Raw genomic sequence first — 1,395 nt, 5'->3', positions numbered from 1 at the left:
CGTTCGCAGGCGTGGTCGACGAAGTCAGCTTAATACCCATTAACGCCGTCAAACTGCTCGTGAGTGTTAAATCCAACGCGCCATCTGCGCCAATTCCAACTAAACTGCCAACACCTTCTAATAGTTTACGTACATCAGGATCATCCACGCCTTTCAGCAGTTCCTGTAAGTCTACGTTTAGCGCAACGGATTGATTGAAACCCGCTAGCTCATAGTCAAGATCAAGTAGAATTACGGGGCCAGACCCTTGATAGTCTGCGGCATAACGAATATCAAAAGCGTCTGAAGGGATCGAGAGTAGCTTTTCAATTTCAGCCTCGACAAGATCCAGAGCCATATCTGGATTCTCTTTCACTTGGTCGACTTTCTCGGCTAAATCTCCCGTAATATCTAAGATATCTTTCAGGCTAAGATCAATCAGTGGCAGTGCGGTATCGTATAGACCCGCCCCCAGCAAACTATCCAACGTAGCAAGTATGGTTTGCAGCCCTTCAACCATATCGCTATAGCTCATGGATGAAAGTGAACCGATACTATCTAGCCCTTGGAAATCGTAGTTAACGATTGGATTTGATAATTGCCCATCTTCCCATTGAGGCAGTTCAATCGAAGCATTTATCCCTAACTCCCCCAGAGCAACCTCAACATCTCCTACTGCAACTACGTTATCAATAACCACGTCGCCAAGTAAGCCGCCTTCTTTGCCGCTGAAGAAATCAACCGAAACCAAAGACTCTGACGTTCCTTGGTTGCTCGCCTCTAACAACTGGTTGAGGTTAACTCGATTGTCATCATCGGCCAGCACGATACTAGAACCTAAAGACAAGTAACCGTTAAGATCTGCTTCAACGCCAAGCATTCCGATATTAGCTTGAATATCGACATCATTTAGCTCAGCAGTCACAACAGCAGAAAAGCCCGTGTCTTCTAAGAAAACACGGTCACCAAGATCTTGGCCATGCAACTCACCGCTGTATATTTTGCCTTTGGCATCTGCGGAACCATTAAGCCCTAGCACTTGAGCGACTAGGGAATCACCATTGAGCAACGCAGAAAACTCTGCATTACCCAGCGTCATTGAAGACAAACCAAAAGCTTTAGCCGAAGATGAGGTAAACACTCTCAGTAAGTTACCCGCAGAGTCTTTCTCACTCTCAACTTTTAAAATACTATCCGGTGTAAATACCACGCGAAATTCGTTTGAGTCGGCATCTCTAGAGACGGAAATAACGTCTCCCCAATGAATACTCGTTGCATTGACTGACCCGCTTAGATCTGATTGTTCTAGACCAAGGTCACTGATGTCTAGGTTAAGGCTATCTAGCGCCTGGTTAAATGCGTCAATAAAGCCGTTGAGATCACGGTCAGCTTTTGCATCTAGATCGGAAGAGCGGT

At 45.8% G+C, this 1,395-nt stretch carries 1 protein-coding gene; it reads right to left on the bottom strand.

Features of this window, described 5'->3' with window-relative positions:
- A partial coding sequence (locus ACP45E_RS19020; protein WP_158008397.1) for a hypothetical protein occupies positions 1 to 1,395 on the bottom strand: 1,395 nt, incomplete at both ends.

This window comes from Vibrio genomosp. F10 str. 9ZD137 (assembly GCF_049974785.1).
Lineage (GTDB): Bacteria > Pseudomonadota > Gammaproteobacteria > Enterobacterales > Vibrionaceae > Vibrio.
The sequence above is the reverse complement of the archived record's forward strand: the minus strand, read 5'-3'. Positions and strand labels throughout refer to the sequence as shown.